Source organism: Klebsiella sp. AqSCr, from assembly GCF_008452795.1.
Lineage (GTDB): Bacteria > Pseudomonadota > Gammaproteobacteria > Enterobacterales > Enterobacteriaceae > Klebsiella > Klebsiella pneumoniae.
In genome coordinates this window covers 2,834,794-2,857,685 of the sequence record NZ_MJDM01000005.1, presented here as the reverse complement: position 1 = coordinate 2,857,685, position 22,892 = coordinate 2,834,794, and the positions used below count along the sequence as shown (strand labels likewise).

At 58.6% G+C, this 22,892-nt stretch carries 22 protein-coding genes; 10 read left to right on the top strand and 12 right to left on the bottom strand.

What is annotated here, in order from left to right; all coding sequences use genetic code 11:
* Positions 1-76 precede the first annotated feature (76 nt).
* The 3 genes from xylB (at position 77) to yiaA (ending at position 2,549) form a co-directional block, all read left to right on the top strand.
* The gene (xylB, locus tag BHE81_RS18045; protein WP_023301438.1) at positions 77-1,531 is read left to right on the top strand and encodes a xylulokinase; all 1,455 of its coding nucleotides are present in this window, start codon (positions 77-79) and stop codon (positions 1,529-1,531) included.
* Positions 1,532-1,699: 168 nt separating this feature from the next.
* Complete coding sequence (gene yiaB, locus BHE81_RS18040; protein ID WP_004181516.1) at positions 1,700-2,071, top strand: inner membrane protein YiaB; 372 nt, start codon at positions 1,700-1,702, stop codon at positions 2,069-2,071.
* 31 nt (positions 2,072-2,102) lie between these two features.
* Positions 2,103-2,549: an inner membrane protein YiaA gene (gene yiaA / locus BHE81_RS18035; protein ID WP_004188180.1), complete on the top strand. Its 447-nt coding sequence runs from the start codon at positions 2,103-2,105 to the stop codon at positions 2,547-2,549.
* Between the two features lie 26 nt (positions 2,550-2,575).
* On the opposite strand, the gene BHE81_RS18030 is transcribed toward yiaA, so the two are convergent.
* Complete coding sequence (locus tag BHE81_RS18030; protein ID WP_004145225.1) at positions 2,576-3,571, bottom strand: acyltransferase; 996 nt, start codon at positions 3,569-3,571, stop codon at positions 2,576-2,578.
* Positions 3,572-3,750: 179 nt separating this feature from the next.
* On the opposite strand from BHE81_RS18030, the gene BHE81_RS18025 reads away from it, so the two are divergent.
* From BHE81_RS18025 to BHE81_RS18005, 5 genes are all read left to right on the top strand, one after another.
* Positions 3,751-4,050: a YsaB family lipoprotein gene (locus BHE81_RS18025; protein WP_002922129.1), complete on the top strand. Its 300-nt coding sequence runs from the start codon at positions 3,751-3,753 to the stop codon at positions 4,048-4,050.
* Between the two features lie 127 nt (positions 4,051-4,177).
* Positions 4,178-5,089, top strand: coding sequence for a glycine--tRNA ligase subunit alpha (gene glyQ / locus BHE81_RS18020; RefSeq protein WP_002922128.1), 912 nt, complete (start codon positions 4,178-4,180; stop codon positions 5,087-5,089).
* Between the two features lie 9 nt (positions 5,090-5,098).
* Positions 5,099-7,168: a glycine--tRNA ligase subunit beta gene (gene glyS, locus BHE81_RS18015; RefSeq protein ID WP_002922127.1), complete on the top strand. Its 2,070-nt coding sequence runs from the start codon at positions 5,099-5,101 to the stop codon at positions 7,166-7,168.
* A gap of 325 nt (positions 7,169-7,493) precedes the next feature.
* On the top strand, positions 7,494-7,646 hold the full coding sequence (gene hokA / locus BHE81_RS18010) for a type I toxin-antitoxin system toxin HokA (protein WP_002922102.1): 153 nt from the start codon (positions 7,494-7,496) through the stop codon (positions 7,644-7,646).
* A gap of 301 nt (positions 7,647-7,947) precedes the next feature.
* Positions 7,948-9,567, top strand: coding sequence for an ATP-binding cassette domain-containing protein (locus BHE81_RS18005; protein WP_023301439.1), 1,620 nt, complete (start codon positions 7,948-7,950; stop codon positions 9,565-9,567).
* A gap of 98 nt (positions 9,568-9,665) precedes the next feature.
* On the opposite strand, the gene cspA is transcribed toward BHE81_RS18005, so the two are convergent.
* The 3 genes from cspA to BHE81_RS17990 form a co-directional block, all read right to left on the bottom strand.
* Complete coding sequence (cspA, locus tag BHE81_RS18000) at positions 9,666-9,878, bottom strand: RNA chaperone/antiterminator CspA (RefSeq protein WP_000014594.1); 213 nt, start codon at positions 9,876-9,878, stop codon at positions 9,666-9,668.
* Between the two features lie 252 nt (positions 9,879-10,130).
* On the bottom strand, positions 10,131-10,421 hold the full coding sequence (locus BHE81_RS17995; RefSeq protein ID WP_002921931.1) for an HTH-type transcriptional regulator: 291 nt from the start codon (positions 10,419-10,421) through the stop codon (positions 10,131-10,133).
* Between the two features lie 245 nt (positions 10,422-10,666).
* On the bottom strand, positions 10,667-12,022 hold the full coding sequence (locus BHE81_RS17990; protein ID WP_023158417.1) for an MFS transporter: 1,356 nt from the start codon (positions 12,020-12,022) through the stop codon (positions 10,667-10,669).
* Positions 12,023-12,462: 440 nt separating this feature from the next.
* On the opposite strand from BHE81_RS17990, the gene BHE81_RS17980 reads away from it, so the two are divergent.
* Complete coding sequence (locus BHE81_RS17980; RefSeq protein WP_002921929.1) at positions 12,463-13,173, top strand: DUF3053 domain-containing protein; 711 nt, start codon at positions 12,463-12,465, stop codon at positions 13,171-13,173.
* Positions 13,174-13,281: 108 nt separating this feature from the next.
* Here BHE81_RS17980 and ghrB read toward each other — a convergent pair whose 3' ends face one another.
* The 6 genes from ghrB to BHE81_RS17950 all read right to left on the bottom strand — a co-directional run bounded on the left by ghrB (position 13,282) and on the right by BHE81_RS17950 (position 19,245).
* The gene (gene ghrB, locus BHE81_RS17975; RefSeq protein ID WP_004145219.1) at positions 13,282-14,253 is read right to left on the bottom strand and encodes a glyoxylate/hydroxypyruvate reductase GhrB; all 972 of its coding nucleotides are present in this window, start codon (positions 14,251-14,253) and stop codon (positions 13,282-13,284) included.
* 24 nt (positions 14,254-14,277) lie between these two features.
* Complete coding sequence (locus BHE81_RS17970; RefSeq protein WP_002921927.1) at positions 14,278-15,558, bottom strand: MFS transporter; 1,281 nt, start codon at positions 15,556-15,558, stop codon at positions 14,278-14,280.
* Between the two features lie 104 nt (positions 15,559-15,662).
* Entirely contained in the window at positions 15,663-16,598 is a 936-nt protein-coding gene (locus BHE81_RS17965; RefSeq protein WP_023301440.1) for a sugar kinase, read from the bottom strand.
* 3 nt (positions 16,599-16,601) lie between these two features.
* The gene (locus tag BHE81_RS17960) at positions 16,602-17,351 is read right to left on the bottom strand and encodes a sugar phosphate isomerase/epimerase family protein (protein ID WP_023342578.1); all 750 of its coding nucleotides are present in this window, start codon (positions 17,349-17,351) and stop codon (positions 16,602-16,604) included.
* 111 nt (positions 17,352-17,462) lie between these two features.
* Positions 17,463-18,479 carry a LacI family DNA-binding transcriptional regulator gene (locus BHE81_RS17955; RefSeq protein ID WP_002921918.1) on the bottom strand — a complete coding sequence of 339 codons (1,017 nt, stop codon included), beginning with the start codon at positions 18,477-18,479 and terminating at the stop codon, positions 17,463-17,465.
* A gap of 103 nt (positions 18,480-18,582) precedes the next feature.
* The gene (locus BHE81_RS17950; protein ID WP_002921917.1) at positions 18,583-19,245 is read right to left on the bottom strand and encodes an OmpA family lipoprotein; all 663 of its coding nucleotides are present in this window, start codon (positions 19,243-19,245) and stop codon (positions 18,583-18,585) included.
* Between the two features lie 167 nt (positions 19,246-19,412).
* Between BHE81_RS17950 and BHE81_RS17945 the strand changes: the two genes are divergently transcribed.
* Positions 19,413-21,743, top strand: coding sequence for a molybdopterin guanine dinucleotide-containing S/N-oxide reductase (locus BHE81_RS17945; protein WP_023342579.1), 2,331 nt, complete (start codon positions 19,413-19,415; stop codon positions 21,741-21,743).
* Here BHE81_RS17945 and BHE81_RS17940 read toward each other — a convergent pair.
* Together BHE81_RS17940 and tag are read right to left on the bottom strand one after the other, a co-directional pair.
* A complete protein-coding gene (locus BHE81_RS17940; protein WP_004173935.1) occupies positions 21,712-22,152 on the bottom strand; it encodes an N-acetyltransferase in 441 nt (146 codons plus the stop codon). The genes BHE81_RS17945 and BHE81_RS17940 overlap by 32 nt on opposite strands.
* A complete protein-coding gene (tag, locus tag BHE81_RS17935) occupies positions 22,130-22,711 on the bottom strand; it encodes a DNA-3-methyladenine glycosylase I (protein WP_002921914.1) in 582 nt (193 codons plus the stop codon). Before tag ends, BHE81_RS17940 begins: the two co-directional genes overlap by 23 nt.
* Positions 22,712-22,892: the final 181 nt, after the last annotated feature.

The following is a 22,892-nucleotide window of genomic DNA, read 5'->3' as shown; positions in this document are numbered from 1 at the left end:
GGGGTGACCGGCGCCGCAACCAGGATGCTCTGTTCGCGCCACGCTCAGCCGTGGCGCGCGTTTAAGGAGAGGGAGTATGTATATCGGCATCGATCTGGGGACGTCGGGCGTCAAAGCCATCCTGCTCAATGAGCAGGGTGAGGTAGTGGCATCGCATACCGAAAAACTCACCGTCTCGCGTCCGCATCCGCTGTGGTCGGAGCAAGATCCCGAACAGTGGTGGCTGGCGACGGACACGGCGATGAAAGCCCTGGGCGCGCAGCATAGCCTGCGCGACGTGAAGGCGCTGGGCATTGCCGGGCAGATGCACGGCGCCACCCTACTGGATAAATCGTTACAGGTGCTGCGTCCGGCCATTTTATGGAATGACGGCCGCTGCGCCGAAGAGTGCCAGCTGCTGGAAGACAAAGTCAGCGCTTCCCGGCAGATCACCGGCAACCTGATGATGCCGGGCTTTACGGCGCCGAAGCTCTTATGGGTACAGCGCCACGAGGCGGCAGTGTTCAGCCAGGTCGATAAAGTGCTGCTGCCCAAGGATTATCTGCGCCTGCGCATGACCGGCGAGCTCGCCAGCGATATGTCTGACGCCGCCGGCACGATGTGGCTGGACGTCGCCCGGCGCGACTGGAGCGACGAGATGCTCGCCGCCTGCGATCTCAGTCGGGATGCGATGCCGGCGCTGTTCGAAGGCAGCGACGTCACCGGGCAACTGCGACCTGAGGTGGCGCAGGCGTGGAATATGCCGCCGGCGCTTGTGGTGGGCGGCGGGGGCGACAACGCCGCGGGCGCGGTCGGGGTCGGCATGGCCGATGCCGGTCAGGCGATGCTGTCGCTGGGTACCTCAGGCGTCTACTTCGCCGTCAGTGAAGGGTTCCTTAGCAAACCCGAAAGCGCGGTGCACAGCTTCTGCCATGCCCTGCCGGGCCGCTGGCATTTGATGTCGGTGATGCTCAGCGCGGCCTCCTGTCTGGACTGGGCGGCAAAATTAACCGGTCTCGCCAGCGTGCCGGCGCTGATCGCGGCGGCGCAGACGGCGGATGAAAGCGCCGGTCCGGTGTGGTTCCTGCCCTATCTGTCTGGCGAACGCACGCCGCACAACAACCCGCAGGCTAAGGGCGTCTTTTTTGGCCTGACGCATCAGCATGGGCCGGCAGAGCTGGCGCGGGCGGTGCTGGAAGGGGTGGGCTATGCGCTGGCGGATGGTATGGACGTGGTGCACGCCTGCGGCATCAAGCCGCAGAGCATCACGCTTATCGGCGGCGGGGCGCGCAGCGCTTACTGGCGGCAAATGCTGGCGGATATCAGCGGCCTGCAGCTCGATTACCGTACCGGGGGCGATGTCGGCCCGGCGCTGGGGGCGGCCAGGCTGGCGCAGCTGGCGGTTCACAACGAGGCAGACCGCCCCGGGCTGCTGAAGCCGCTGCCGCTTGAACAAGCCCATCGCCCGGACGATCGCCGTGTGGCCCACTATGCGCCGCAGCGGGAAACCTTCCGCCAGATTTATCAGCAACTGAAACCGCTGATGTCTTAGCCTCAGTCCGTCCGGCAGCGCCGGGCGGATTCCCTTCCTGAATGTCCCGGCTACATCCATCCATAAATGCGTATTTATTTATTCCGAAATCTCCGCTTTGTCGTACGTAATCTGAGGCATCGCCGAGGGAGTCGGTCATAATCAGCCCCTGTCGACCAGGGAGGTGAGATGATCACAAAACGCAATATTGCCAGGGGGATGATGGCGGCAGGATCGCTGGTTTATCTGCTCGGTATCTGGCGAACCTGCCCGTTGTTTAGCGGTAAAGGCTATTTTCTTGGCGTACTGGTGATGGGGATGTTTGCTGTTCTCGCCCATCAGCGCGCCAGTCAGTGGCAGGAACAGGACGACGGTTTTATTGCCTTATGCCGGCTGGTGCTGCTGCTATCGGTCGGCCTGCTGCTGGTCGGCGCCTGGTATGTACCGGCAGACTGGCATGAAAAAGCCGTCTATATCGCGGCATGGTTTGTCTGCTTATATGGCGCATCGGCAACCCCCGAACGGACCCGCATCGCCCGCGCGATGCAAAAAACGGAATAAGCGCCGCCCCGAGGCGCGTAAAAGGTAAAAAGTGATGGAAAACAAGCACGCGACGTATTCTCCTGCGTTTCATTTGATCTCCTGGATTGCCCTGATCGGCGGCATCGTCACCTATCTGGTGGGGCTGTGGAATGCCGATATGCAGTTGAATGAGAAAGGCTATTATTTTGCCGTCCTGGTACTGGGGCTGTTTGCCGCGGCATCTTATCAAAAGACGGTGCGCGATAAGTATGAAGCCATTCCGACCACCGCGCTGTACTACACCACCTGTCTGGTGGTCTTCGTTATCGCTGTAGGTCTGCTGGTTATCGGACTGTGGAATGCCACTCTGCTGCTCAGCGAGAAAGGGTTCTATGGGCTGGCGTATTTTTTGAGCCTGTTTGGCGCTGTTGCGGTACAGAAAAACGTGCGTGATGTCTGGGACCCGACGCGCTTACGGGAACCTCTCAGCGTGACGGAAGAGGGGCCTGAGACGTAAGTCGGGCCCCTCCGGGCGGCGGACCGTTAGCTGACCAGCCGGCGGCTATCAATCCGCTGCACCAGGCCTGACAGCAGCAGGCTGCCGAGCAGGGCGGCGCTAAATATCCACACAATATCCAGCAGCGGCCAGCGGGATAGCTCCAGATGGCTGGCGCGCAGCGCATGCACTATCAGGGCATGAAAGCCGTAGATCCCCAGCGAATGTCGCGCAATGCAGGCGATACCGGGCAGGGGACGCGCGTTAAGCCAGTTTTTGGCCAGCGTCAGCAGGGTGACCGCGCAAACAAACACCGCCGGTCCGCAGTAGAGATACCAGGTGTCGCCGAAGTCTCCGCGCCAGCGCAGCTCATGCAGCGTGCCGCGGGAAATGACCCACACGGCGGCGATGAACAGCGCGGCGCAGAGCGGTGTTAGCCATTTTTTATCGGTGTCCAGGGTGCCAATGGCTCTGCCCAGCACGCCGTAGAGCACGTAGTAGAAGGTGTCGCCGTTGATATAAAGGTTGACTGGCAGCCACTCAATCCCGGCGGCTTTAACGCTGACCATATTGGGGTTGGCCAGAATGCCGAGGATCGCCATCAGCGCCAGCAGCATTGTGCTACTGGTGGACTTAACCTGAATCAGCGGCGAGAGCAGGTAGATGACGGCGATAGCAAAGAAAAACCACAGGTGGTAGAAGACAGGCTTCTGCAGCAAATTCTTTAACGACAGCTCGACGTTGATATGGGTAAACAGCGTGATATACAGCAGAGATAGCGCGCTATAGAACGCAATGCACAGGCCAATCCGCCAGAAATGGCGCGGCTGGGCGCTGCGTTCCCCAAAAAAGAGGTAGCCCGAGATCATAAAAAACAGCGGCACGCTGACGCGGGAGGCGGAATTGAGCAGATTGGCGATATCCCATTGCAGCAGGGTAATCGCATGGGGGTGAGTGATATACCAGCTGGTGCTGTGGATCATCACCACCATCATGCAGGCGATGCCGCGCAGGTTGGTGATCCAGTGTATCTTTTCTTGCATCAGTCCCTCAATGTCTGCTGGAGAAATAAGATATGACCTGCCCGGTTTCCCGGTGTCGCAATAGATTAGTCTGAGTTTTCGGTCACAGACTTGTCGCAATTTCATGATATTCGCAAAATACCTGTAATACTGAATCTTTAAGATAACAACTTGCTAACAAGGCGGTGGAGGAGAACGTGGTGAAAGGTGTTGTTTCCGTCATGCTGGTGCTGCTCCTCGCGGGCTGCAGCGAGACCGTCTCCCCGCCGACGCAAAAAGCGCAGCGCGCTCGTATTACGCCGCAAACCACGCTCAATATGGCGCAGCTTTGCAAGGATCAGGCGGCTATCCGCTATAACACGCAAACGCAGCTCGTTGACGTGAACCACTTTGAACAATTCCAGGCGAGCTATGAGCTTTCTGGCCGTACCGGCAAGAATGAGCGTTTCATCTGTTCCTTTGACCCGGACGGCCAGTTTATGCATCTTTCGATGCGCTGAATCGACCCCGCCTGGCGTAAATTTCGTCCGTTTTCCTGAAACAACGCCGTTTCGTACTGTATATCTCGCAGCCAGCGGGTATACTGACTCCTTCCTTTAAATCCACACGTATCCAGCACGAAATCATATGCAAAAGTTTGATACCAGGACCTTCCAGGGCCTGATCCTGACCTTACAGGATTACTGGGCTCGTCAGGGCTGCACCATTGTTCAACCACTGGACATGGAAGTCGGCGCCGGCACCTCTCACCCGATGACCTGCCTGCGCGCGTTAGGACCGGAGCCGATGGCGACCGCCTACGTGCAGCCTTCCCGTCGTCCAACCGATGGCCGCTATGGCGAAAACCCGAACCGTTTACAGCACTACTATCAGTTCCAGGTGGTGATTAAACCCTCTCCGGACAACATCCAGGAGCTGTACCTCGGGTCGCTGAAAGAGCTGGGTATGGACCCGACTATCCACGACATTCGCTTTGTCGAAGACAACTGGGAAAACCCGACGCTGGGCGCCTGGGGTCTGGGCTGGGAAGTGTGGCTCAACGGCATGGAAGTGACGCAGTTCACCTACTTCCAGCAGGTCGGCGGCCTCGAGTGTAAGCCGGTGACCGGCGAGATCACCTACGGTCTGGAGCGTCTGGCGATGTACATCCAGGGTGTGGACAGCGTCTATGACCTGGTCTGGAGCGATGGCCCGCTGGGGAAAACCACCTACGGCGACGTGTTCCACCAGAACGAAGTGGAGCAGTCCACCTATAACTTCGAATATGCCGACGTCGACTTCCTGTTCACCTGCTTCGAACAGTATGAGAAAGAGGCCCAGCAGCTGCTGGCGCTGGAGACCCCGCTGCCGCTGCCGGCCTACGAGCGTATTCTGAAAGCGGCTCACAGCTTCAACCTGCTGGATGCGCGTAAAGCCATCTCCGTCACCGAGCGTCAGCGCTATATCCTGCGCATTCGCACCCTGACTAAAGCAGTGGCGGAAGCGTACTACGCTTCCCGTGAAGCGCTCGGCTTCCCGATGTGCAACAAGAATAAATAAGAGGCGGCCATGTCTGAGAATACTTTTCTGGTGGAAATCGGCACTGAAGAGCTGCCACCAAAAGCGCTGCGCAGCCTGGCGGAATCTTTTGCTGCGAATGTGACCGCGGAGCTGGATAACGCTGGCCTTGCGCACGGTAAAGTGGAATGGTTTGCCGCCCCGCGTCGTCTGGCGCTGAAGGTGGCCAACCTGGCGGCGGCGCAAGCCGATCGCGAAGTGGAAAAACGCGGCCCGGCTATTGCCCAGGCGTTCGATGCCGAAGGCAAGCCAAGCAAAGCGGCCGAAGGCTGGGCGCGCGGCTGCGGTATCACCGTCGATCAGGCCGAACGTCTGACCACGGACAAAGGCGAGTGGTTGCTGTATCGCGCCCATGTGAAGGGTGAAAGCACCGAAGCGCTGCTGCCGAACATGATTGCCAGCTCGCTGGCGAAGCTACCGATCCCGAAACTGATGCGCTGGGGCGCGTCTGACGTCCACTTCGTGCGTCCGGTACACACGGTGACTTTGCTGCTGGGTGACAAAGTGATCCCGGCCACTATCCTCGGTATTCCGTCCGATCGCGTGATTCGCGGCCATCGCTTTATGGGCGAGCCGGAGTTCACCATCGACCATGCCGACCAGTACCCGCAGATCCTGCTGGAGCGCGGTAAAGTCATCGCCGATTACGAACAGCGTAAAGCCAAAATCAAAGCTGATGCGCAAGAGGCGGCGCGTAAGATTGGCGGTCAAGCCGATCTGAGCGAAAGCCTGCTGGAAGAGGTCACCTCGCTGGTGGAATGGCCGGTGGTGCTGACGGCGAAGTTCGAAGAAAAATTCCTCGCGGTGCCGTCTGAAGCGCTGGTTTACACCATGAAGGGCGACCAGAAGTACTTCCCGGTCTACGACAACGCCGGCAAACTGCTGCCGAACTTTATCTTCGTGGCCAACATCGAGTCCAAAGATCCGCAGCAGATCATCTCCGGTAACGAGAAGGTGGTCCGTCCGCGTCTGGCCGATGCCGAGTTCTTCTTCAATACCGACCGTAAAAAACGTCTGGAAGATAACCTGCCGCGTCTGGAAACCGTGCTGTTCCAGCAGCAGCTGGGCACCCTGCGCGACAAGACCGATCGCATCCAGGCGCTGGCGGGCTGGATTGCCGAACAGATTGGCGCTGACGTGAACCACGCAACCCGCGCGGGCCTGCTGTCCAAGTGCGACCTGATGACCAACATGGTCTTCGAGTTCACCGACACCCAGGGCGTGATGGGGATGCACTACGCGCGCCATGACGGCGAAGCGGAAGACGTGGCCGTGGCGCTGAACGAGCAGTATCAGCCGCGATTTGCTGGCGACGCGCTGCCGTCTAATCCGGTGGCCTGCGCGGTAGCGATTGCCGATAAGATGGACACCCTGGCGGGTATCTTTGGTATCGGTCAGCATCCGAAAGGCGATAAAGACCCGTTTGCGCTGCGTCGCGCCGCGCTGGGCGTGCTGCGTATCATCGTTGAGAAGAACCTGGATCTCGATCTGCAGACGCTGACCGAAGAAGCGGTTCGTCTGTACGGTGAGAAGCTGACCAACGCCAACGTGGTTGATGATGTGATCGACTTTATGCTGGGCCGCTTCCGTGCCTGGTATCAGGACGAAGGCTACGGCGTCGACACGATCCAGGCGGTACTGGCGCGTCGTCCAACCCGCCCGGCGGATTTCGATGCGCGTATGAAGGCGGTATCGCACTTCCGTACTCTGGAAGAGTCCTCCGCGCTGGCGGCGGCAAACAAACGTGTCTCCAACATCCTCGCGAAATCCGATGAGACGCTGAACGACATCGTTCACGCTTCGGTGCTGAAAGAAGCGGCGGAAATTAAGCTGGCGGGTAATCTGGTGGTGCTGCGCGACAAGCTGCAGCCGTATTTCGCCGCAGGCCGTTATCAGGATGCGCTGATTGAGCTGGCCGCGCTGCGCGAGCCGGTGGATGAGTTCTTCGAGAACGTGATGGTTAACGCTGAAGACAAAGATGTTCGCATCAACCGTCTGACGCTGCTGTCCAAACTGCGTGAACTGTTCCTGCAAGTGGCGGATATTTCTCTGCTGCAGTAAGCGTATCGGTAATAATAAAGACCTGCCTCAGGGCAGGTTTTTTTTTACGTGAAATATAAATAGGTGAACCGTTAATAATTCTGTCATTGATATCTTCATTATTTTCATTCATCGATGAGAAATGTTTTAGGAATATATAAACATAATTCCGAGAGGTATTTACGCTAGAATGGCGGCGGGTGCTTGAGACTGTGTGTCTCAGGTATTCAGCGGGAGACAGACAGAGAAAAGCCCCACCTGATAGTAATCAAAGTGAGGCTCCCCTATGCATGAACACCATAAGAGTAGCCTCTTACTTGTTGAAAATCAACACTGGAGGCGAGGAATGCCGCAAAAGTATCTGTTGTTTGGCTTAGTAGTGATTTGCTTCACTATTTTATTATTGACCTGGATGGTTCGTGATTCGCTATGTGAATTACAGCGCAGGCAGGGAAATATTGAGCTGGTGGCATTCTTAGCCTGTGATATTAAACAGTAAGAGCATCTGGTGGGGATCTATCCCCACCATGCTTGCGGTGTCAGACATTCTCAATGCACCCTTTCATTGTTCACCAAATAAATCATTTGCCTCCTGATATCAGGAGGCCTTTTTATTTTTACAAGATCGTTGAATAAAACAGGCTTGCAACGCATACCGGAGTGTGGCTATCCTATGTCCCGACGAATCCCTCGTCTCACCGGAGCGCGCCCCACAAATGAACAAACACGACTGATGAATTTCACGCCTTACCTCGCATACCTTGCGGGTAGGGGAGTATTGATTTCATTCAGGAGTGCTTATGGCTCATTGCGCCCACATCCCCGCTTTTGTTTTACATCAGGTCACCTGTCAGTTTGCGACGGGACAGACCCAGTTTGGTCCGCTCAGCGTCTCGCTGGAACCGTCCCTTTGCGGCCTGGTCGGCCGGAACGGCGTCGGCAAGACGCGTCTGCTGCGTCTGCTGGCGGGCCTTGATTCTCCTGCCGGCGGCCATATTGAGCGCGCCGCCGCCATTGCCTGGGTAGCGCAGCAGCCGACGCTCACGCCGGAGACCACCCTCGCTACGCTGCTGGGCTATGCGTCGGTTTTTGCCGCCTTGTCTCGCCTTGAACAGGGCCAAGGGCTGGCCGACGATTTCGATCTGTTAGATGGTCACTGGGATCTCACCGATCGCCTGAGTTTAGCGTTCCGTGAAGCCGATCTCCCGCCGTTCTCTGCCGATCGCCCCGCGTTTTCACTCAGCGGCGGCGAGCGGATGAAGGCTCTGCTGTGCGGCGCCTTCGTCTCGGGCGCCGATTATCTGCTGCTGGATGAGCCTACCAACCATCTGGACCGCCAGGGGCGGGAGTGGCTCTATCACCAACTGGAAAGCTGGCAGGGCGGGGCTCTGATCGCCAGCCACGACCGCGAGCTGCTGACGCGGATGCCGAGGATTATTGAGCTGACGCCGACAGCGCTGCGCAGCTACGGCGGCAACTATGATGAATATCAGCGCCAGCGTATGGCGGAGCAGCAGGCCGCGCGCGCGGCGCTGGAGCATGCCGTGACCGACCGACGGCGCACCCGCGCGCGAATGCAAAAGGAGCATGACGCCGCCCAGCGGCGCTCGGCTCAGACGCTGCGTACCGTTGATACGCTAAATATCGCCTCCTTCGAACGCGTGAAGTACAAAGGCGCGGCAAAAGAGCGCCCGGGAGCGCTGCGCCGTCAGCATCGTGAACAGAACAGCAGTCTGAATGCCGCCGTGCAGCAGGCGCGGGAGCGGATAGAAGACGACAATCCGGTGATGTTCACCCTGCCGGGTAGCGAAGTGGCCGCCGGCAAGCAGGTGCTGGTGGTGGAGTCATTACAGCTCGACCATGCGCCGGCTGCGCCGCTGAACTGGCGTATCGATGGTCCGATGCGCATCGCGCTAAAGGGGCCAAACGGCTGTGGCAAAACCACTTTGCTGAAAACGCTGTTGGGGCTGGAGCAGGCCGCGTCAGGCGATGTCCGGCTTTCGGTGAGCGCCGCTTACCTCGATCAACATCTGACGCAGCTGGATTTATCCCTGTCGGTAATGGCGCACCTGAGCCTGGAAGATACCCCGCTGGATGAGGGCCTCCTGCGCACCCGCCTGGCGCAGCTCCAGCTGGGCGCGGATAAGGTCACTCTGCCGCTGTCGGCGCTCAGCGGCGGCGAGCGCCTGAAAGCGGCGCTGGCGTGCGTGCTCTGGCGACGCGAGCCTGCCCAACTGCTTTTGTTGGATGAGCCGACCAACCATCTCGATTTAGCATCGACGCAGGCTATTGAAAGCGCGCTGGCGGCGTTTCCCGGCGCGATGCTGGTGGTGTCGCATGATGAGGCGTTTTTACAAGGTCTGAAGCTGACCCATAGTCTGGCGTGGCGGGAGACGGGCTGGCACTTTTCCCTGCTCTGAATGCCCGGTAGCCGCCATCTTATGCTGGCGGCTACTGGCGACAGATAAAAAAAATCCCCGCCATCAGGCAGGGATTCTCGATTCTTAGCGGCTTGAACTTACAGAGAAGTTACGTTGCCAGCTGCCGGGCCTTTAGCGCCGCTTTCGATGGTGAAGGATACTTTCTGACCTTCGTCCAGGGATTTGTAGCCATCGTTCTGGATAGCAGAGAAGTGTACGAACACGTCTTTAGAGCCATCGTCAGGAGTGATGAAGCCGAAGCCTTTGTCAGCGTTGAACCATTTTACGATACCAGTCATTTTACCGGACATAGTGAATTACCTTTAAAAAAATAAGTGAGCCTTGCGGCGTAGGGGTCTGGACTACAGATTTAAAGCGATAAAGGGAAAGTTCACTACGGGGGTATCTTTGGATAACCTTAGAAGGACTGCTCTATTCGACTGCTCTGTGGTCTGTACATCAAACCTGCGAGCATTAACGCACGTTCAGCACCTGATAGCAAACTTTTTTTTACGGTGCAGCGGCAAAAGCTCCCTTACTGGCCTTTGCCGCTGCGCGCGAGATTAATCGAGTAATTGTCGTGAAAGCTGTGGATTGGCCTGAATCAGGCGCATCAATTTCAGCTCGGTGGGAGACGGTCTGACCCGTCTCGACTCCCACTCTCTTACCATGGCGACGCTCACGCCCATGACGTTGGCAAAGTCGTCAATCTTAAGTCCAGTGCCTTTACGCAGCTGTTCAAATTCACTAAACACAGTGGACTTACGGTTTGAGGTAAGTTTCTGATTATCATCCTTAAAAACGATGTGTTCCAGGCTGCTCAGCAGTTCAAACACGGGATCTTTATATTCCATTGAGAACTCCTTTTATCACACAGCGGAAAAGATTTTTCTATAGCTCATTAAGAATAGTCAGAAAATGGCGCAAGGGATGGTAACGTCGGTGATTATTTGCCAACAGGCTATCGAATCTTCCCCGACAGCCAAACGGCAGCGTAGCCTAAAAGAATGATTATTAACGCGATGAGGTGGCTTCGAAAATTTTTGTAAACGGATAAGAAAAAAGCGGCAAAGCCGGCGCGGGGCGCCGGCTTATAGGGTTAGGCTTTCTGCAGGCTTCTCGCCTCATCTGTCGTCGCCGGCACGGATTTACTGACCCGGTACTTGATCAGCAGCGCAATGGCTGACAGGAACGCCGGGATGGCCAGCAGGGTGAAAATGGTCTCAAAGGAGAGCTGAGCCTGCATCAGGAAGGCGCCGCTGAACGCGCCGAGGATGCCGCCGAAGCGGCCGATACCCAGCATCCAGGCGACGCCGGTGGCGCGCCCCTGCGTCGGATAGAAGCCAGCCGCCAGCGCCGGCATCGACGACTGCGCGCCGTTCATAATGCTGCCGGCGATAAAGACCATCACTCCCATTAGCGCCAGGCTGCTGGTGGAGAACCCCACCAGGCAGACAAAAACGCCGGTCAGCAGCCAGCCGACGGCCACCACTTTATTGGGGTTAATCTTGTCCATCAGGGCGCCGAGGATCAGCACGCCAATCCCGCCGCCGAGCGGGAACAGGGCGGTGATAATTGAGGCCTGACTCATCGAGGCGCCGGTTTCACGGATGAGCAGCGGCAGCCAGCTGGTCAGCAGATAGAAAATCAGCAGACCCATAAAGTAGGTCAGGCACAGCATCACGGTACCCACCGCGTAGCGAGGAGAGAAAATGACGCCGATCGCGGATTTCTCTTTCACCTGGCCTGCTTCGCGTAGTACAAATTCCACTGCCTTCGGCAGCGGCGCGATATGGCGCAGGATAGCAGCAATGCGCTGCGCCGGGTGCTGCTTCACTACCAGATAGCGGACGGACTCTGGCAGCAGGAATATTAATGCCACCGCCAGCAGGAGGGGCATCACGCCGCCCAGCACCAGCACGCTCTGCCAGCCATAGTGCGGGATCATCCAGGCGGATAAAAAGCCGCCCAGCGAAGATCCCATCGGAAAGCCGACAAACATCAGGTTCACCAGCAGCGCCCGACGGCGCTCCGGCGCATATTCACTCATTAGCGTCGCGGCATTCGGCATCGCCGCGCCAAGGCCCAGACCGGTCAGGAAGCGCAGCAGCGTCAGCTGATTAAGGCTGGTGGCGAAGGCGGTGAGCAGGCTGAATCCGCCGAACACCACGATCGACATGATCAGCACTTTTTTGCGGCCGATGCGGTCAGCCAGCGGCCCTGCGGTTAAGGCGCCGACCGCCAGGCCCACCAGCGCGGCGCTCATCACCGGGCCGAGGGCCGATTTTTCCACGCCCCACTCTTGCACTAGGTCGGAGGCGATGAACCCGATAATTGCGGTATCGAACCCGTCCATCGCGACGGTGATAAAGCAGAGCGCAAGGATCATCCACTGGTAGCGGGTGAAGGGGTGCTCGTTGATAAAGGCCTGAATGTCGATGGTTGTCTTAGTCATACGGCTTTCCTGGCAGACTGAGCGAGGGACAGAGGTTTATTATTATCGTCGCCTTCGCGTCGTTGAGTTTGATTTGTGCGATAATCGAACATGTCGCCGTTAATCGCTCATTCATCAAATCATTGAAGTGCGAGGCAGGCAATCCAGACGCGTGCCAAAGCGTGCGATTATCGTCCGCTTTAAGGCGCAGTGCCGGGTTGTGGCTTTTTATTTATATTAATATCAATGGCTTATGAAGTTCTGGCCCACCTGATCTTAAGACCATATTTGTGATGCGCATAACAGACGTTCTACAGCGCGACGATGGCGTGCAAAATGGTGTTTTTCCCGCGTAAGATTAGCAGGAAAGGGTATCCTGCGAGGCCGAGCTGGACTATCCTTGTCAGCGTCTGGCACGTGTGTGCCGTTGTGCGCTTTTTTTGGCTGAAAGGAGTAAAAAAATGGCGACAGGAAAGTCCTGCTCTCGCTGGTTTGCGGCTATGGCGGCCTTATTGATGGTGGTTAGCCTGAGTGGGTGTTTTGATAAAGAGGGCGATCAGCGCAAAGCGTTTATCGACTTCCTGCAGAATACGGCGATGCGTAGCGGTGAACGTCTGCCGACGCTGACCGCCGATCAGAAAAAACAGTTTGGGCCTTTTGTCTCTGACTACGCGGTGATCTACGGTTACTCGCAGCAGGTGAGCCAGGCGATGGACGCTGGTCTGCGCCCGGTGGTGGACAGCGTCAATGCGATCCGCGTCCCGCAGGATTATATGACCCAGCGTGAGCCGCTGCGTCAGGCGAACGGCGCGCTGGGCGTGCTCAGCCAGCAGCTGCAGAATGCGAAAATGCAGGCCGATGCCGCGCATGGCGCGCTGAAGCAGGCTGACGATCTCAAGCCGGTCTTCGATCAGGTTTACGCCAAGGTGGTGACGGCGCCAGCCGACGCGCTGCAGCCGCTGATCCCGGCCGCGCAGATCTTTACCCAGCAGCTGGTTCAGGTTGGGGATTTTGTCGCTCAGCAGGGGACGCAGGTGAGCTTTGTCGCCAACGGCATTCAGTTCCCGACCTCCCAGCAGGCCAGCCAGTACAATGCGCTGATTGGGCCGCTGGCGGCGCAGCATCAGGCGTTTAATCAGGCATGGACGGCGGCGGTGAACGCCACCCGTTAATGCTTCATCTGGCTGACGTTGGCTGCGGCGAACGGGCAGGATGATGGACAGGATGCAAAAAGAACCCGGGGAGGGCGGTTGCCGCCATTACCCGGGTTTTTTTATGGCTTATTTTACCTGCGGATTGACGCAGTTTTTCTCTACGTTGCCGTTCAGGGCGTCGATCAGGTTGTCCACCGCACAGGCCGCCATGTTGTAGCGCGTCTCATGGGTGGCGGAGCCGATATGCGGCAGCGCGACGACGTTCGGCAGGCTCAGCAGCGGTGAGTCCTTGGCCAGCGGTTCGTGTTCGAACACATCGAGACCGGCAGCGTGGATCTCACCGTTCTGCAGGGCGGCGATCAGCGCCTGCTCGTCCACTACCGGGCCACGCCCGGCGTTAATGAAGATGGCGGAAGATTTCATTTTGGCAAACTGCGCCTGACCGAACAGATGGTGAGTCTCTTCGCTCAGGGGCAGGATCAGGCAGACAAAGTCAGCCTCCTGCAGCAGGGTATCGAGATCGCAATAGCGGGCATTGAAGCGTTCTTCCGCCTGCGGATGCTGGCGACGCGCGTTATACAGGATCGGCATGCCGAACCCGAAGTGGGCGCGCTGCGCCAGCGCCATACCGATGCGGCCCATGCCGACAATGCCTAAGGTTTTATGGTGAACATCCGTGCCGAACCAGTCCGGACCAATGCTCTTCGTCCATTCACCCGCTTTGACGCGCTCCGCCACTTCCACCACCCGGCGCGCGGTACTCAGCACCAGCGCCATGACCGTATCGGCGACGGTCTCGGTCAGCACGGTCGGGGTATGCATCAGCAGCACCCGGCGGGCGTTCAGCGCCTCGACGTCGAAGTTGTCATAGCCAACGGAAACGGTGGAGGTCGCACGCAGCTTCGGCATCTTCTCCAGCAGCGCGGCGTCAACCTTTTCGCTGGAGCCCAGCAGGCCTTCAGCCTGGGCGAAGGCCTCAGCGTGCTGCGAAACGGTCTCCGGCCGCAGGTTTTTCACCTGAGTGACGGAAAAGTGCTCCTCCAGACGCTGTAGCAGGTCGTCGGGAAGCGTTTTATAGAGAATGACAGACGGCTTCATGCGAATCTCCGTAGTATGAGTCGTTCAGGCGTGATGAGCGCCAAGTGGAAGGTTTTGATTATTAGCAGGCTTAACAATCAAAGTCAGCCATACTGAGGCGAAAAGCGCTACCCCCATAAAAATATAGGACGCTGCGGGGCTGCCGGTGGCGCCGTTCAGGTAGCCGACAAACCACGAGCCGCAGAAGGAGCCCAGGGCGCCCATGCTGTTGATCAGCGCCATGGCGCCCCCGGCGACGTTGCGCGGCAGCATTTCCGGAATAATGGCGAAGAAGGGGCCGTAAGGCGCATACATTGCCGCCCCGGCTACCACCAGCAGGGTGTAGGAGACCCAGAAGTGGTTGGCGCCGACCGCCCAGGAACCGATGAAGGCCAGTCCGCCAATCAGCAGCAGCGGCCAGACGAACAGCTTACGGTTTTGCAGTTTATCCGAGGCCCAGGAGACGACGATCATGGCGATGGTGGCCGCCAGGTACGGGACAGAAGAGAGCCAGCCCACTTCCACCATCCCCATATTTTCACCGCCGCTGCGGATAATCGACGGTAGCCACAGTACAAAGCCGTATACGCCGATACTCCAGGCAAAATACTGCGCGCAGAGTAGGATCACGTTGCGGGAGCGGAAGGCTTCGCCATAGTTACGCACCGCTTTGATGCCTTGCTGTTCACGATCCAGTTGCTCCTGCAGCGCCGCTTTTTCACTCTCCGCCAGCCAGGACACCTGCGACGGCTTATCTTTCACCAGCACCCACCAGCAGAAGGCCCAGATCACCGCCGGAACCCCTTCGATGATGAACATTTCCCGCCAGCCGAAGGCCTGAATCAGGTAGCCGGAGACTACCGACATCCACAGGACCGTCACCGGGTTACCGAGGATCAGGAAGGTGTTGGCGCGAGAGCGCTCTGATTTGGTGAACCAGTTGCTGATATAGATAAGCATCGCCGGCATCACCGCGGCTTCGACGACGCCGAGGATAAAGCGGATCGCCGCCAGCGCCGGGATATTATGCACAATACCGGTCAGGGAGGCGCAACCGCCCCACAGGATCAGGCAGATAAAGATCAGTTTGCGAACGCTGCGGCGCTCCGCATAGATAGCGCCGGGGATCTGGAAGAAGAAGTAGCCGAGGAAGAACAGCGCCCCCAGCAGGGAGGAGATCCCCTTGGTGATGCCCAGGTCTTCGGTAATGCCTGCCGCGGAGGCGAAGCTGAAGTTGGCGCGGTCGAGGTACGCCAGGCTATACGTGATAAACACGATAGGCATGATGTACCACCAGCGTTTCGTTGCATTTGTTGAGCTATTCATAGGCTTGCCTCTGTCAATGAGGAGACATACGTCCGTCGAAACGGACGCTGCTGTGCCGCGCTGCAGGTAGGGTACAGGACGGCTGTTATCGTTGCGTAGAAAAGTTACTCGCCCAGCGCGTCGCGAGTGGGCAGCCCCTCGCTGTCGCCCTGGACCTGAATCGCCAGCGAACCGATTTTATTGCCGCGGTTCACCGCCTGAAGCAGGGTTTTGCCTTCCAGCAGGGCGCTAATCACCCCGACGGCAAAGCCGTCGCCGGCACCGACGGTATCGACGACGTTATCGACTTTAATGGCATCGACCGTTCCCTGTTCGCCGCTGGCGCTCTTGAACCAGGCGCCGTCGCAGCCGGTTTTAATGACTACCGCCTTGACGCCGCGGGAGAGATAGAAATCGGCAATCCTTTCCGGGGTCTGCTGGCCGGTAAGAATCACGCCCTCTTTTAAGCCTGGCAAAACCCAGTCAGCCTGGAAGGCGAGACTGTTGAGTTTCTCCACCATCTCGGCTTCGCTTTTCCACAGCACCGGGCGCAGATTGGGGTCGAAAGAGAGGGTTTTTCCTTCGGCTTTCATTACCTTCGCCGCATGCTCCAGCAACGCGTAAGAGCTCTCAGAAAGGGCCGCCGCGACGCCGCTCAGGTGCAGATGGCGGGCGCTGGTGAAGTAGTCGGCGCGAAAATCGTCCGGCGAAAGATGGCTGGCTGCGGATCCTTTGCGGAAATACTCCACAATGGGATCGGTTCCATTTTCGACTTTCGATTTCATCTGGAAACCGGTAGCGAAGCGGTTGTCGATGGCCACAGCGTGGCTATCGATCCCCTCTTTCGCCAGCGATTGCAGTACGAAGCGGCCAAAGCTGTCGTTGCCGACGCGGCTCACCCAGCCGACTTTCAGGCCCAGGCGCGCCAGGCCGGTGGCGACGTTCAGCTCGGCGCCGGCGACACGTTTCATGAAATGCTCCACCTCGGCCAGATCCCCGGTTTCGGTGGCGACAAACATGGCCATAGCTTCGCCGATGGTGATGACATCTAAATTTTCCACGACTTAATCCTCGCGTAACAGGTTGACGTAGCGGCGGGTCACGGCCGTCAGGTCATGGCCAGTCAGCGGAAACTCGATTCCACGCGGCGCGTCGGCGGGAAGATTATCGAGCAGGGCCAGCCAGCGTTCGGCGGCCTGATCCGGCGGTACAGCGCGGAATTTCTCATGATGAGGCTCCGCCGCTTTAACATGAATATAGCTGACCGCCGGCGCAAGATGACGTGCCGCCTCTTCCGGCGAATCGCCAACCCACAGCCAGTTGCCCATATCAAATGTTAAGGTGATCGGCAGCTGATGGACCCGGCAGGCGGCTTTGAAGCGCTGCATCGGCGCCAGCTGGCCGCAGTCGGTCTGGTCATTCTCTACCACCAACGCCATACCGCTGTCGCTGAGGATATCGCGCAGCTCATCCAACTGCTGATTGTGGAGGAAATGGCCAAGGGAGAGCTTCAGCCACAGAGCGTTCAGAGTTTGCGCTTCCGAGAGCAGCGTCGGGAGATCCGGGTTAAGCTCGCCGTTGTCGGTGAACAGCGCCTGCGGCGCGGAGTAGCAGGCCAGCAGGCCGTGGCGCTCAATGGTGGCCGCCAGCGAGGGCAGAGCGTTGAGCTCTTCCGCGCTGCACAGCTCGCGGCGGATTTCGACGCCGTCCGCGCCGGCGTTGGCGATAAACGGCAGGACGGCGGCCTGCCCGCCTAAGGATTTAACATGGTCATTACCATACGCAGCGGTAACGACAATAATTTTTCTGGCCATCGCGCTTTTACTCCCGGCGTTTGTTGCTTAATCTCCTTAATACGCTAAATGGTATCGGTTCCATAAGAAAGGGCGAGATGTTTAATTTATGATCGGCATCACGAAGGATCGTTAACGGGAGGTTGATCCGCGGACGATAAGCTCGCCGGAAAATACCCGTTCGCGGATGGGGTCGTTAGTGCCGGCAATGCGCCGAATAACCTGTTCGACCGCCGCGTAGCCGATCTGCCACGTCGGCTGTTTGAGGGTGGTAATACCGACGCCGGCCAGCTCCGCCCACTCCAGTTCGTCGAAGCCCAGCAGGCCGATATCGCTCCCCCAGATCAGGCCGACGCGCTTTAGGGCGCGGGCTACCTGCAGCGTCAGCGCGCCGTTGGCGGAGATGACCGCTTTGCGCATCCCGCGGTGGCGGGCATGGAACTGACGCAGGACGTTGTCCAGCATCGCGCCGTCGTTAAGCTGCACCTCGGCGTTTTCGGCCACCACGCCGTGGTGGCGGGCAAGCGTGGCGCGAAAGGCGCTCAGGCGCTCGCGACGGGTATTCACCGAGCCCAGCGGTTCGCTGAGAAACAGGATGGCCTCGAATCCTTTTTCCACCAGATGTTCGGTGGCGGTGGTGGCGGCCTGGGCGTTATCAAGCCCGACCACATCGCAGGCGAAGTCGGGGATTTTACGGTCAATCAGCACCATCGGCAGGGCCGACTGCTGCAGGCGGTTCAGGCCATCCTCCCGCATACCGACTGCGTTGACCACGATACCTTCCACCTGGTAGCTGCGCAGCAGGTCCAGGTAGTGCAGCTCCTGATCGAGCTCGTTATTGGTATTACACACCAGCAGGGTGAAGCCCTTTTCCCGGCAGGCTGCTTCAATGCCGCTCATGACGTTGACCGAGTAGGGATTGGTGATATCGGCGATGATCAGGCCGATGAGGCGGGTTCGGCCGTGCTTGAGGCCGCGGGCCATCAGGCTGGGGCGGTAGTCGAGTTCGGCAATGGCTTTTTCAATACGTGATAACAGGTCGTCGGAAAGCAGATGCTTCTCGCCGTTAAGATAACGTGAAATGCTGGTTTTGCCGGTCTTTGCGGCTTTCGCCACATCGCTGATAGTTGCACGCGCCGCTTTCGCCATGGTGGCTTCCTTTGCTGAAAATCTGCCAACACCTTAGCGCGAAAAATAGCGATATCAAGCATTTTGCCCGGCAGAACGGCTGCCGGGCGATATGAAGATGCGCTTACTGCAGCGGGCTGAGGGTGATTTCCACGCGACGGTTCTGCGCTTTGCCTTCCGCCGTGCTGTTGCTGGCGATCGGGTTTGCCGGGCCCATGCCGGTGGTGCGAATGCGATTGGCCGCCACGCCCTGGGTGATGAGCGCGCTGGCGACGCTGTCCGCACGCTGTTGCGACAGACGCATATTCAGATCCTTGCTGCCGGTGCTGTCGGTATAGCCGACCACGTTAACGGCGGTTTTCTCATACTCTTTCAGCACCATGGCCACGCCGGTCAGGGTGTTGGCGCCGGCCGGCTTCAGGTTGGCGCTATTGCTGTCGAAGGTGACGTTATTCGGCATGTTCAGCACGATATTGTCGCCATTTCGCGTCACGCTGACCCCGGTTCCCTGCATTTTGTCGCGCAGCTTCGCTTCCTGCACGTCCATGTAGTAACCAATGCCGCCGCCGAGCGCCGCGCCGGCCGCTGCGCCAATCAGCGCGCCTTTGCCGCGGTCATGTTTGGAAGAGGAGAGCGCGCCGACGCCAGCGCCCACTAAGGAGCCAATACCTGCGCCAATACCGGATTTGCCTGCTTCACGTTCACCGGTATAGGGGTTGGTGGTGCAGCCAGAAATGGCCAGAGTGCCGCTGACCAGCGCCGCAATCATAAGTACGCGTTTTTTCATTTAATGTCCTTAATCCTTTTTATTCTTTGTCACAGCGAACGTGACGGTTGATTATGACGCGCGATTACGGAGAAAATTCCCCGGATACCATCTCTTTTTGTAAATAACATTGAACGGTTGCCCATCACGCCGTCATGACACCTGCATTCGCTGACCAGGAGCCGCCCTTGCCAACCTCATCTGCAACCAAAACCATCTTAACCGCCGCCCACTGGGGACCGATGCTGGTGGAAACGGACGGGGAAAACGTCCTCTCTTCCCGCGGCGCGCTGGCGACACCGTTTGCCAACTCGCTGCAAACGGCAGTGCGCGATCAGGTGCACAGCAAAACCCGTGTGCGCTATCCAATGGTGCGTAAAGGCTTCCTTGCTTCACCGGACAAGCCCCAGGGGGTCCGCGGTCAGGATGAATTCGTGCGGGTGAGCTGGGAGCAGGCGCTGGATCTGATCGATGCCCAGCATCGGCGGATCCGCGACAGCTACGGTCCGGCCTCCATTTTTGCCGGCTCCTACGGCTGGCGCTCTAACGGCGTATTGCATAAGGCGGCGACGCTGCTGCAGCGCTATATGAGCCTGGCGGGCGGCTATACCGGCCATCTTGGCGATTACTCCACCGGCGCGGCGCAGGCGATCATGCCTTACGTCGTTGGCGGCAATGAGGTGTATCAGCAGCAGACCAGTTGGCCGCTGGTGCTCGAGCACAGCGAAGTGGTGGTGCTGTGGAGCGCCAACCCGCTGAACACGCTGAAAATTGCCTGGAATGCCTCCGACGAGCAAGGGATCCCGTGGTTTGATCGGCTGCGCCAGAGCGGTAAGCGGCTGATCTGCATCGATCCGATGCGATCGGAAACCGTCGATTTCTTTGGCGATTCGATGGAGTGGATCGCGCCGCATATGGGCACCGACGTCGCGCTGATGCTGGGGATCGCCCATACGCTGGTGGAAAATGACTGGCAGGATGAGGCGTTTCTTACCCGCTGCACCAGCGGCTACGATATTTTTGCCCGCTATCTGACCGGCGAAAGCGACGGCGTAGCGAAAACCGCTGACTGGGCAGCAGCGATCTGCGGCGTTAAAGCAGATAAAATCCGCGAACTGGCGCAACTTTTCCACGAAAATACCACTATGCTGATGGCCGGCTGGGGCATGCAGCGTCAGCAGTATGGCGAGCAGAAACACTGGATGCTGGTCACTCTGGCCGCCATGCTGGGACAGATCGGCACCCCCGGTGGCGGATTTGGTCTTTCCTACCATTTTGCCAACGGCGGCAACCCGACCCGCCGCGCGGCGGTGCTGGGCTCGATGCAGGGGAGCGTGGCCGGAGGCGTGGACGCGGTGGAGAAGATCCCGGTCGCACGAATTGTCGAGGCGCTGGAGAATCCGGGGGCGGAGTATCAGCACAACGGCATGGCGCGGCGCTTTCCCGATATTCGCTTTATCTGGTGGGCCGGCGGCGCCAACTTTACTCATCATCAGGACACCAACCGACTGATTCAGGCGTGGCAGAAACCGGAGCTTATCGTCATTTCCGAATGCTTCTGGACCGCCGCCGCGCGCCATGCCGATATCGTCCTGCCGGCGACCACCTCGTTTGAGCGCAACGATCTGACCATGACCGGGGACTACAGTAACCAGCATCTGGTGCCGATGAAGCAGGTGGTTGCTCCGCGAGATGAAGCGCGCGACGATTTCGCGGTCTTTGCCGACCTCAGCGAACGCTGGGAGGCGGGTGGCCGCGAACGCTTCACCGAAGGGAAGAGTGATTTGCAGTGGCTGGAGACTTTCTATCAGATGGCCGCCCGGCGCGGCGCCCAGCAGCAGGTGACGCTGCCGCCATTTGCCGAATTCTGGCAGGCTAACCAGCTGATTGAGATGCCGGAGGAGCCGGAGAATGCCCGTTTTGCGCGTTTCGCCGCCTTCCGCGCCGATCCCCAGGCCAACCCGCTGAAAACGGCGAGCGGTAAAATAGAGATCCACTCGCCGACCATCGCCGCTTTTGGTTACGCCGACTGTCCGCCGCATCCGATGTGGCTGGAGCCCGACGAGTGGCATGGCAACGCAGAGGCGGGGCAGCTGCAGCTGCTGTCGGCCCATCCGGCCCACCGTCTGCACAGTCAACTGAACCACACCGCGCTGCGCGAGCGCTATGCCGTCGCCGGGCGCGAACCGGTGACTATTCATCCGCAGGATGCGCAGGCGCGCGGGATTGTCGATGGCGATTTGGTGCGGGTATGGAACGCCCGCGGTCAGGTGCTGGCCGGCGCCGTGGTGACGGAGGGGATCCGCCCGGGGGTGATTTGCCTGCATGAAGGAGCGTGGCCCGACCTGGATCCGCAGGTCGGCATCTGCAAAAACGGGGCGGTGAACGTCTTAACCAAAGATATTCCGACATCCCGGCTGGGCAACGGCTGTGCCGGGAACACCGCCCTGGCGTGGTTGGAGAAATATACCGGCCCGGCGCTGCCGCTTACGGCATTTGATCCGCCGGCCAACGCATAATCCACGTCGGGTGCTGAGTATCGTCCTGCCATGCGCAGTCTTCAATCCGGAAGCCCTGCGCATGGTAGAAACTCACCGCCGATTCGTTCTTCTGATAAACCTCAAGGCTCAGCCAGGCGTAGTGCTGTTTGACTTCATCCAGCAGCGCCCGGCCAATACCCTGGCGGGTGGCGCCCGGCGCGACAAACAGCGCGCCGACGAAACGGGAGTCCAGCACGCTGACAAAGCCTTTTAACTCGCCATCCTGCTCCCAGACCCAGGTGCTGGCGGCGGGAAGATAGACATCCCGTACTACCGCGACGCTGTCGCGCCAGTAGCTTTCGCTGATAAAAGGATGGGCATGAATCGTGCTGTCCAGCCACAGCGCCAGCAGCGGCGCGGTATCTTCAGTGTCCCACTTGCGGATCATCCTGACCTCCAGGGTGACAGAAGCAGCCGGTGACATGGTCGTTGACCAGCCCACAGGCCTGCATAAAGGAATAACAGATTGTCGAGCCGACAAACTTAAAGCCGCGTTTTTTCAATGCTTTCGACAGCGCATCGGAGGCCGGCGTCGTGGTGGGAATTTCCGCCAGCGTCGCAGCGCGGGTCACCTGTGGCGCATTGTCGACGAAGGACCAGACAAAATCAGTGAACGACTCGCCATTTTCTTCCATCGCCAGATAGGCGCGGGCGTTGCCGATAATGGCCTGGATTTTTCCCCGATGGCGAATGATGCCGGTATCCTGCAGGAGTCGCTCGATATCGTCATCACCCATCGCCGCCACGCGCACCGGATCGAACTGGTGAAAAGCCTGGCGGTAGTTCTGCCGTTTTTTTAACACCGTGATCCACGATAAACCGGCCTGCTGGCCCTCAAGGCAGATCATTTCAAACAGCTGGCGACCCTCTTTTTGCGCCACACCCCATTCGGTATCGTGATACTCGATGTATAACGGATCCTGACTCACCCATCCGCAACGCTGCATAGCTGTTTCTCCCTCTGCGCTAAAAAAGTGGACGCCCGCCTTGACGGCTGAAAGATAATAGTTAATACAGGGAAATCGTATCCCCACTAAAAACACAGCAATATTGCCGATTCGGCTCTTTTCTGGAGTCGCATTAATGATAATAAAGAAATGCAATGGCCTCCGGGGGTTCTTGATCCCG

What these genes read in the sequence shown, in the direction of transcription:
- xylB (WP_023301438.1), top strand. Translation starts at nt 77, where the DNA reads ATGTATATCGGCATCGATCTGGGGACGTCGGGCGTCAAAGCCATCCTG.
- glyQ (WP_002922128.1), top strand. Translation starts at nt 4,178, where the DNA reads ATGCAAAAGTTTGATACCAGGACCTTCCAGGGCCTGATCCTGACCTTA.
- BHE81_RS18005 (WP_023301439.1), top strand. Translation starts at nt 7,948, where the DNA reads ATGGCTCATTGCGCCCACATCCCCGCTTTTGTTTTACATCAGGTCACC.
- BHE81_RS17955 (WP_002921918.1), bottom strand. Translation starts at nt 18,479, where the DNA reads ATGGCGAAAGCGGCGCGTGCAACTATCAGCGATGTGGCGAAAGCCGCA.
- BHE81_RS17940 (WP_004173935.1), bottom strand. Translation starts at nt 22,152, where the DNA reads ATGATCCGCAAGTGGGACACTGAAGATACCGCGCCGCTGCTGGCGCTG.
- BHE81_RS17995 (WP_002921931.1), bottom strand. Translation starts at nt 10,421, where the DNA reads ATGGAATATAAAGATCCCGTGTTTGAACTGCTGAGCAGCCTGGAACAC.
- BHE81_RS17950 (WP_002921917.1), bottom strand. Translation starts at nt 19,245, where the DNA reads ATGAAAAAACGCGTACTTATGATTGCGGCGCTGGTCAGCGGCACTCTG.
- ghrB (WP_004145219.1), bottom strand. Translation starts at nt 14,253, where the DNA reads ATGAAGCCGTCTGTCATTCTCTATAAAACGCTTCCCGACGACCTGCTA.
- BHE81_RS17990 (WP_023158417.1), bottom strand. Translation starts at nt 12,022, where the DNA reads ATGACTAAGACAACCATCGACATTCAGGCCTTTATCAACGAGCACCCC.
- hokA (WP_002922102.1), top strand. Translation starts at nt 7,494, where the DNA reads ATGCCGCAAAAGTATCTGTTGTTTGGCTTAGTAGTGATTTGCTTCACT.
- tag (WP_002921914.1), bottom strand. Translation starts at nt 22,711, where the DNA reads ATGCAGCGTTGCGGATGGGTGAGTCAGGATCCGTTATACATCGAGTAT.
- BHE81_RS17970 (WP_002921927.1), bottom strand. Translation starts at nt 15,558, where the DNA reads ATGAATAGCTCAACAAATGCAACGAAACGCTGGTGGTACATCATGCCT.
- yiaB (WP_004181516.1), top strand. Translation starts at nt 1,700, where the DNA reads ATGATCACAAAACGCAATATTGCCAGGGGGATGATGGCGGCAGGATCG.
- glyS (WP_002922127.1), top strand. Translation starts at nt 5,099, where the DNA reads ATGTCTGAGAATACTTTTCTGGTGGAAATCGGCACTGAAGAGCTGCCA.
- BHE81_RS17960 (WP_023342578.1), bottom strand. Translation starts at nt 17,351, where the DNA reads ATGGCCAGAAAAATTATTGTCGTTACCGCTGCGTATGGTAATGACCAT.
- cspA (WP_000014594.1), bottom strand. Translation starts at nt 9,878, where the DNA reads ATGTCCGGTAAAATGACTGGTATCGTAAAATGGTTCAACGCTGACAAA.
- BHE81_RS17980 (WP_002921929.1), top strand. Translation starts at nt 12,463, where the DNA reads ATGGCGACAGGAAAGTCCTGCTCTCGCTGGTTTGCGGCTATGGCGGCC.
- BHE81_RS18030 (WP_004145225.1), bottom strand. Translation starts at nt 3,571, where the DNA reads ATGCAAGAAAAGATACACTGGATCACCAACCTGCGCGGCATCGCCTGC.